This is a genomic window from Cupriavidus sp. 8B (genome assembly GCF_054589115.1).
Genome location: NZ_BAAILO010000269.1, coordinates 8,906 through 16,703, shown reverse-complemented (window position 1 = coordinate 16,703; position 7,798 = coordinate 8,906). Strand labels below are relative to the sequence as shown.

The window sequence follows — 7,798 nt, the reverse complement described above, 5'->3', positions numbered from 1 at the left end:
CACGCGCCCGCCCTCTCCCCCGGCCCCTCTCCCACTTCGTGGGAGAGGGGAGTAAACCGTGGCAACGCCAGACGTGCTATCAATTGGCCGTAGCACCCGACTTCTTCACCAATTCAGCCCAGCGCGGAATCTCCTTGCCCATGAACGCGGCCAGTTCGGCGGGGCTGCTGCCCACCACTTCCATGCCAAGCTGCTGCGTCATCCGTTGCTGCACGGCGGGCTGCTTGAGCGCGCGCACCACTTCGGCATTCAGCCGCTGCACCACTTCCTTCGGCGTGCCGTGCGGCGCGTATAGCGCCTGCCACGACACCATCTCGAAGCCCGGCACGCCGGCCTCGGCCATGGTTGGCACGTTGGGCGCCAGCGCGGAGCGCTTGGGCGAGGTCACGGCCAGCGCGCGCAGCTTGCCGGCCTTGATCATGGCGTCGCCCGCGGTCAGCTGGTCGAAGAGAAACGGAACGAGGCCGGCGGCCACGTCCTGGATCGCCTGCGGGCTGCCCTTGTAGGGCACGTGGGTCATCGGCACCTTGATCATGTCGGCGAACAGTTCGCCGGCCAGATGTGTCGAAGTGCCCGCGCCCGAAGACGCGAAGCTCAGGCCCGGATGGCTTTTCGCATAGGCGATCAGCTCCTTCACGTTGTTGATCGGCAGCTTGGCGTCGACCATCAGCACGTTGGGCACGTAGGCGATCAGGCAGACCGGCTCGAAATCCTTGACCGGGTCGTAGGATAGATTCTTGTACAGGCTCGCATTGATGGCATGCGTGCTGATGGTGCCGCCAAACAGCGTGTAGCCATCCGGCTTGGCGCGTGCCACGTAGCCCGCGCCCACCGCGCCGGCCGCACCGGGCCGGTTCTCGACCACCACCGGCTGGCCCAGCGCCTTCGAGATTTCCTGCCCGATGGTGCGGGCGACGATATCGGTGGAGCCGCCCGCCGCGAACGGCACCACCCAGGTGACCGGGCGCGACGGCCATTTGTCCTCGGCCTGCGCGCCGGCGCTGAACACGGCGCTGGCGGCAGCCAGCATGCCGAGGGCGGCAACGCGGCGCAGCGTGCCTCGCTTGTTGTGATTCATCTTGTCTCCATCCGTGGCCGCCTTGCCCCCGTGCGTCGGGAGCCGGCCGGCTCATGTGCTTGCTTGTGGCTTGTTTGTGCTTGCTCGTGCTTGTTCGTGTCTGGCAGGCGAAGCGGCTCAGCGGCCCTTGGCTTCGCGCCATGCGGCAAAGTCCAGCCGGCTTTGCTCCTGGGTCGGCGGATACAGGCCGATGATCGAGCGGCCCTTCATCACTTCCTCCGTGACGAAGTCCTCGAACGCGGTCATCTCCACCGCCTCCGCCGCGATCTCTTCGGCCAGGTACCGCGGCACGATGATCACGCCTTCGGCATCGCCAACCACCACGTCGCCCGGGAACACCGCCACGTCGCCGCAGCCGATGGGGCCATTGATCTCGATGGCCTGGTGCAGCGTCAGGTTGGTCGGCGCGGAGGGGCGGTGGTGATAGGCCGGCATGGCCAGCCGGGCAATCTCCGGCGAATCGCGAAAGCCGCCGTCGGTGACGACGCCGGCCGCGCCGCGCTGCATCAGGCGCGTGATCAGGATCGAGCCGGCGGAAGCCGCGCGCGCGTCCTTGCGGCTGTCGATCACCAGCACCGCGCCGGATGGGCACTGCTCAACCGCCTGACGTTGCGGGTGGTTCGGATCCTGGAACACCGTGATCGGGTTCAGGTCTTCGCGCGCCGGGATGTAGCGCAGCGTAAAGGCCTCGCCAACCATATTGCCGTGCTCGGGATTGAGCGGATGCACGTCCTGGATGAACTGGTTGCGCAGGCCGCGCTTGAACAGCGCCGTGCACAGCGTGGCCGTGCTGACGGTCTTGAACTGGTCGATGGTCTGCTGGCTGAGCTGGCTGGCTTGGGTGGTCTCGGTCATGGCTGGTCCGCTTTTTTGGATATCTGGATATCTGGATATCTGGGTGATCAGTAGATGCTGGGTTCGCCCGTGGGCGCGCCGAAGTCGGTTTGCAGGAAGTCGAAGTCGCAGCCGTCATTGGCTTGCCGGATGTGCTTGGAGAACATCCAGCCATAGCCACGCCCGAAGCGCGGCGGCGGCGGCGTCCACTCGGCCTTGCGGCGGGCCAGTTCTTCGTCGGACACTTCCAGGTGGATGCTGCGGCGGTCGATGTCGACGGAGATCATGTCGCCGGTGCGCACCAGTGCCAACGGGCCGCCGATATACGATTCCGGCGATACGTGCAGGATGCACGCGCCGTAGCTGGTGCCGCTCATGCGTGCGTCCGACATGCGCAGCATGTCCCGAACGCCTTGCTTGACCAGCTTCTTGGGGATGGGCAGCATGCCCCATTCGGGCATCCCCGGGCCGCCCTGCGGGCCGGCATTGCGCAGGATCAGGATGTGGTCGGCGGTAACGTCAAGGTCGTCGCGCTCCACCGCTTCCTTCATCGACGGGTAGTCGTCGAACACCAGCGCCGGGCCGGTGTGCTTGAAGAACCGTTTCTCGCAGGCGCTGGGCTTGATCACGCAGCCGTCCGGCGCGATATTGCCCTTGAGCACGGCGAGAGCACCTTCCTGGTAGAGCGCGTTTTCCTTGGTGCGGATCACGTCGTCGTTGTAGACCTCCGCGCCCGCGATGTTCTCGCCCAGTGTGCGGCCGGTGACGGTCAGCGCATCCAGGTGCAGCTTGTCGCTGATGCGGTTCATCAGCGCGGGCAGGCCGCCGGCGTAGAAGAAATCTTCCATCAGGTATTTGTCGCCGCTGGGCCGGATATTGGCGATCACCGGCACGTGGCGGCTGGTCTTGTCGAAATCCTCCAGCCCGATGTCATGCCCGGCGCGGCGCGCCATGGCGATCACGTGGATGATGGCGTTGGTGGAGCAGCCCATCGCCATGGCCACGGCAATCGCGTTTTCAAACGAGGCGCGCGTCTGGATCTGTTGCGGGGTCAGGTCTTCCCACACCATGTCCACGATGCGCCGTCCGGCTTCGGAGCACATGCGGATGTGGTTGGCATCGGCAGCGGGGATGGACGAGGCGCCCGGCAGCGTCATGCCGATGGCTTCGGCAATCGCAGTCATGGTGCTGGCGGTGCCCATCGTCATGCAGGTGCCGTGGCTGCGGGCGATACCGCCCTCGATGCCGATCCACTCGGTCTTGCTGATATTGCCAGCGCGGCGCTCGTCCCAGAATTTCCACGCGTCCGACCCGGAGCCCAGCACATTGCCCTTCCAGTTGCCGCGCAGCATCGGGCCAGCCGGCACGTAGATGGCCGGCACGCCCGCGCTGGACGCCCCCATCAGCAGGCCGGGCGTGGTCTTGTCGCAGCCGCCCATCAGCACCGCGCCGTCGATGGGGTGGGAGCGGATCAGCTCCTCGGCTTCCATCGCCAGCATGTTCCGGTACAGCATGGTGGTCGGCTTGACCGCGCTCTCAGACAGCGAGATGGCGGGCAGCTCAATGGGGAAGCCGCCGGCCTGCAGGATGCCGCGCTTGACGTCGTCGACGCGCTGCTTGAAGTGGGAGTGGCAGGGGTTGATGTCGGACCACGTGTTGATGATCGCGATGATCGGGCGGTCCAGCCATTCGTCGGGCGAGTAGCCCATCTGCATGATGCGCGAGCGGTGCCCGGAGGAGCGCAGGTCGTCGGGGGCAAACCAGCGAGCGCTGCGCAGGGTCTCGGGCGTCTTCTTTCGTGACGTCATGTTGTCTCTTCCACGGGTGTTGTCATCGGGCCGGTGCCTGAGAGTGCCAAAGCGAGGCGTTGGAGGTACGACATCTGATATCGTCGGAAGTATTAAAGCACTAATATATTAGTGTGTCAAACCGGAAAACTTTCCATTAAACTGCAGCCATGGGACGCAACGAAGCGTCTTTGTGCGTGATAAGCCACGCCTATGCAGCAAAACCAGACCACCCGATGGAAGCCACCTTGTCCGCCCCGCAGATTCAATTCCAGTTCGACCGCACCCGGCATGCCGCGCCGCAGGTGTTCGAGCATATGCGGGACATGATCATCTCCATGACGCTGACCCCCGGCACGGTGCTGTCGCGCACCGAGCTCGCCGCGCAGTACGGCATCAGCCAGACGCCGGTGCGCGACGCCCTGATGCGGCTCGCCGAAGAAGGGCTGGTCGATATCTTCCCGCAGCACGCCACGGTGGTCAGCCCCATCAGCATCGCGCTGGCCCAGCAGGCGCATTTCCTGCGCCGCTCCGTGGAAGTGGAAATCGTGCGCACGCTGGCCGAAGAACCGGACCCCGCGCTGGTGGAGCGGCTGCGCCTTTGCGTGGCGCGGCAGCAGGCCATGCTGGCCGCCCAGGACTTCGCCGAGTTCTCCCTGTTCGACCAGGCCTTCCACCGCCAGATGTACGAAGCCGCCCGCGTGCCGGACCTGTGGATGCTGGTGCGCCGCCAGAGCGGCCACCTGGACCGCTTGCGCCGCCTGCACCTGCCGATCGCCGGCAAGGCCAACGCGGTGGTGGCGGATCACACGGCCATCGTCGATGCGATCGCCAGCGGCGACGCCGACGCCGCGCAGGCCTGCCTGCGCCGCCATCTCTCCGGCACGCTCGCCAATCTCGAAGAGATCCGCGCTCGCTACGGAAGCTTCCTGCAGTAGCAGCCGTAGCAGTAGTAAAGCTTGGCGCCGTCATCATCAATTTTGATGATGACGACGGCGCGGTCCCCTGCCACAGTGCCTGAGGAGGGACGCTAGCCGAGGCCACGACGGCCATGGCTGGCGTCCTTGCTCCTTAGTCTTCAGTCTTTATTCCGGCAGAGGGAGGACGCAATGCCAACCATGACGCTCCCGGCGCCAGGCTGCGATGGCGGCCCGGTGACCTCCATCGACGCAGCCATAGTCAACCTGCGCGAGAAGCGCACCTTCGCCTTGCAGGGCAGCCATCGGGACTATTTCCAGGTTGCCGCAAACCATCCGCAGCGCCGCGCGCAGCAGTTCCACCAATGGATGGCCGCACGCGTGGAGATGGGCGTGTATCCGTATGCGAGGTGCCTGCTGGATGCGCCACGCCCGGTTGCCACGCTGCGCTCCCTGGACGGCACGCAAACCTGCGGGCTGAACTTCGCCTCGCACGACTACCTGAGCCTTGCCACCCATCCCCGGGTGCTGGATGCGGCGATGCAGGCGATGCACAGGTTCGGCGTGCATAGCGCCGGATCTTCCACGCAGGCAGGCAACAGTTGCCTGGGCGCCGAGCTGGAAAGCGAGCTGGCCGTGCTGCTGCACAAGCAGCACGCCGTGCTGTTTCCCACCGGCTGGGCGGCCGGGTTCGGTGCGGTCAAGGGCCTCATCCGCAGAGGCGATCACGTCATCCTGGATCAGTGCGTGCGCGGCGGCCTGCGCGAAGGCGCGGTGGCCGCCACGCGCAACGTGCATCTGCACCGGCACCTGGACCTGGCGCACGCGCGCCGCGTGCTGGAGCGCGTGCGCTCGCGCGATACAGCAAACAGCGTGATGCTGGTGACGCAGAGCGTCTATGCCTCGGACTCGGAGATCGCCGATCTTCGGGGCCTGCAGGCCCTGGCCTCGGAGTTCGACGCGATCCTGCTGGTGGACGTGGCGCATGACCTCGGTTGCATGGGGCCCGGCGGCACTGGGCAGATCGGCCTGCAAGGCTTGCAGGGAAAAGTGGACCTCGTGGTGGGTTCCTTGTCGAAGGCCTTCGCGTCCAACGGCGGTTTCGTCGCCACCGACAGCATGGCGATCAAGGAATACCTGCGGCAGTACGCGTCACCCAACGCCTACTCCAGCGCGCTGTCGCCGATACAGATCGCCGTGGCCATCGAGTGCGTGCGCATTCTTCGCACGCGGGAAGGCGAGGAGCGGCGCAATGCGCTGATGCGTGCGATCACGGCATTGCGCGGCGCCGCCACCAGCCGCGGCCTGCCGGTGCTCGGCCAGCCATCTGCGGTCGTGCCGATCCTGCTCGGCGACGATGCCGCCGCGCGCCTTGCCAGCCGTGAAATGACGCGCCTGGGGCTGATGGCCAACCTCACCGAGTTTCCCGCGGCGCCGCGCAATGCCGCGCGTTTGCGCATGCTGGCGATGGCCGATCACACCGCAGAGCAATGCACTGCCGCGATCGAGCTCGTCGAGCATGCGCTGGGCCACGCGCGTATCGTGAAGGCGCATCTGCCGGCGATGTGAGCCGGCTGGCTGTGCCGCTCACACCGGCTTGCGGAACTGCTCCAGGATCCGGACCAGGCTGGTCTGCCGGCGGCATCCGCACTTGGCATGGAGCGATCGCACCTGCGTGCGCACCGTCGCCAACGTGATGCCAAGCGCCTGCGCGCACTCCTGCGGGCTCAGGTCCTGCAGGATCAGCTCCGCGATCCGGCATTCGGCCTGGGTCAGTCCATAGACTGCCTTTAGCAGCTCAAAGTCCGGGCCGTCGCCTTCATCCGGCTCCGGCTGCTTGACCCAGACCAGCGCCACCGGACGCTGCCAGGGCGCCGCAAGGCTGCTGCTCGGCGGCACCGGCACCACCCAGGCGATCTGCTTTCCGCGCGCTGCCTGCAGGCTGAGGGCGGCGCCAACGCCAGGCGCAAAGAGGCCGGCCGCGCGGCCCAGTGCCGCCGCGACAATGTTGGGGTTGCGCCATGCCGACAGATGGCCCGCGCGGATGGTCAGCGCCTGCATGCTGTCCTTCAACATGGCTTCCGCCGCGCGGTTCGTAAAGAGAATGCGCCCGCTGCCATCGCACAGGATCATGCTGGCCTTGAGTTGGCTGAAGGCGCTCTCCAGCCAGCCCTGGCGCATGCGCAGCACCGCCAGCTCCAGGCGCAGCCGCGTCACTCTGCGCAGGTGGGGCGAGAGCTTCTCCAGCATCTTCAGGTCGCGCTCTTCGTAAAGCGGGCGATCAAGGTATTTCTGCTGCCCGAAGAACGCCATCGTCTGGTGGTCGGTCACGGCGCGCATGGCGACGAGGCTGCCAATGCCTTCACGATAGAGAAAGTCCTGGTGGAACGGGCTTTGCCGCAAGGTTTCCGGCGAGAGCTCGCGGCGGTCGTAGAACCATGCGCCTTCCGGCAGGAAGGGCACCACGTCCCTGGCCGGGTCCAGCGCGTTGTAGCTCGAGTTGTAGAGGTCGACCAGCTGGCCCGGATCGCCCGAGTTGTTCTCGATGCTGCCGCCGATTGCGCCATGGGGCCAGAGGATGAACACCGAGTGCGCGCTGCCGGTGAGCTGCGTCATCCGGTGCAGGGCAGCATTGAAGCCCCCCGGGTCGGTCACGCCTTCATACAGGGCGATGACAGTCTCGTTGAACGCCTGCTCTTTCGCGGTCATGTCCATGGCGACTCCTGCAAGCGCAGAGGTTCGCCCGATGCACGCATCGGGAACGTCCCCCTGCGGTGTCGATGTACCTGCCAGGCTGATGGCGCCGACTATCCCAGATTGATGCCTTGCCTTGCATCCCCCATACGGGGGGATGCCGTGCGGACTCACACGCAGCAGTGCTTGTAAGCCAGCGCGCAGCCCATGGGCGAGCGGCGGTCATCATCAGATTTGATGGTGACGATCCACTTGCGCGCTGCGAAAGTACCTGGACACGCGTGCACCACCGCCAGCACAGGCAATACAGGCAATACAGGAGATACCAATACAGGCAATACAACAACAGCGTCCAACAGGGGCGAATCGATGAGACCACGCCTTCCGGCGTGCTGAGCGCGCCCATCGTTTCGCCGGTCATTCCGGCAACGGCCGGCGCTTCGTTGGAATGCACCCCGATCGACCGCACGCCAGTTGCAATTTCGCTA

At 65.9% G+C, this 7,798-nt stretch carries 7 protein-coding genes; 3 read left to right on the top strand and 4 right to left on the bottom strand.

Annotation, left to right across the window (positions count from 1 at the left end; all coding sequences use genetic code 11):
* Window positions 1–79: 79 nt before the first annotated feature.
* From ACYP5B_RS27100 to araD, 3 genes are all read right to left on the bottom strand, one after another.
* A complete protein-coding gene (locus tag ACYP5B_RS27100; RefSeq protein ID WP_459571757.1) occupies window positions 80–1,078 on the bottom strand; it encodes a Bug family tripartite tricarboxylate transporter substrate binding protein in 999 nt (332 codons plus the stop codon).
* 117 nt (window positions 1,079–1,195) lie between these two features.
* Window positions 1,196–1,933 carry a ribonuclease activity regulator RraA gene (locus tag ACYP5B_RS27095; protein ID WP_459571756.1) on the bottom strand — a complete coding sequence of 246 codons (738 nt, stop codon included), beginning with the start codon at window positions 1,931–1,933 and terminating at the stop codon, window positions 1,196–1,198.
* A 47-nt stretch (window positions 1,934–1,980) separates the two neighbouring features.
* Window positions 1,981–3,720, bottom strand: a complete 1,740-nt coding sequence (gene araD, locus ACYP5B_RS27090; protein ID WP_459571755.1) for an L-arabinonate dehydratase — start codon at window positions 3,718–3,720, stop codon at window positions 1,981–1,983.
* A 215-nt stretch (window positions 3,721–3,935) separates the two neighbouring features.
* On the opposite strand from araD, the gene ACYP5B_RS27085 reads away from it, so the two are divergent.
* The gene (locus ACYP5B_RS27085) at window positions 3,936–4,637 is read left to right on the top strand and encodes a GntR family transcriptional regulator (RefSeq protein WP_459571754.1); all 702 of its coding nucleotides are present in this window, start codon (window positions 3,936–3,938) and stop codon (window positions 4,635–4,637) included.
* Between the two features lie 171 nt (window positions 4,638–4,808).
* Window positions 4,809–6,185 (top strand): aminotransferase class I/II-fold pyridoxal phosphate-dependent enzyme, encoded by a 1,377-nt coding sequence (locus ACYP5B_RS27080; protein ID WP_459571753.1) that lies wholly within the window; start codon window positions 4,809–4,811, stop codon window positions 6,183–6,185.
* A gap of 18 nt (window positions 6,186–6,203) precedes the next feature.
* Here the strand turns inward: ACYP5B_RS27080 and ACYP5B_RS27075 are convergent, their stop codons facing one another.
* Complete coding sequence (locus tag ACYP5B_RS27075; protein ID WP_459571752.1) at window positions 6,204–7,331, bottom strand: helix-turn-helix transcriptional regulator; 1,128 nt, start codon at window positions 7,329–7,331, stop codon at window positions 6,204–6,206.
* Window positions 7,332–7,591: 260 nt separating this feature from the next.
* Here ACYP5B_RS27075 and ACYP5B_RS27070 point away from each other — a divergent pair.
* Window positions 7,592–7,798: hypothetical protein (locus ACYP5B_RS27070; RefSeq protein WP_459571751.1), on the top strand; the 207-nt coding region annotated here is incomplete at its 3' end.

What these genes read in the sequence shown, in the direction of transcription:
- ACYP5B_RS27100 (WP_459571757.1), bottom strand. Translation starts at nt 1,078, where the DNA reads ATGAATCACAACAAGCGAGGCACGCTGCGCCGCGTTGCCGCCCTCGGC.
- ACYP5B_RS27095 (WP_459571756.1), bottom strand. Translation starts at nt 1,933, where the DNA reads ATGACCGAGACCACCCAAGCCAGCCAGCTCAGCCAGCAGACCATCGAC.
- araD (WP_459571755.1), bottom strand. Translation starts at nt 3,720, where the DNA reads ATGACGTCACGAAAGAAGACGCCCGAGACCCTGCGCAGCGCTCGCTGG.
- ACYP5B_RS27085 (WP_459571754.1), top strand. Translation starts at nt 3,936, where the DNA reads ATGGAAGCCACCTTGTCCGCCCCGCAGATTCAATTCCAGTTCGACCGC.
- ACYP5B_RS27080 (WP_459571753.1), top strand. Translation starts at nt 4,809, where the DNA reads ATGCCAACCATGACGCTCCCGGCGCCAGGCTGCGATGGCGGCCCGGTG.
- ACYP5B_RS27075 (WP_459571752.1), bottom strand. Translation starts at nt 7,331, where the DNA reads ATGGACATGACCGCGAAAGAGCAGGCGTTCAACGAGACTGTCATCGCC.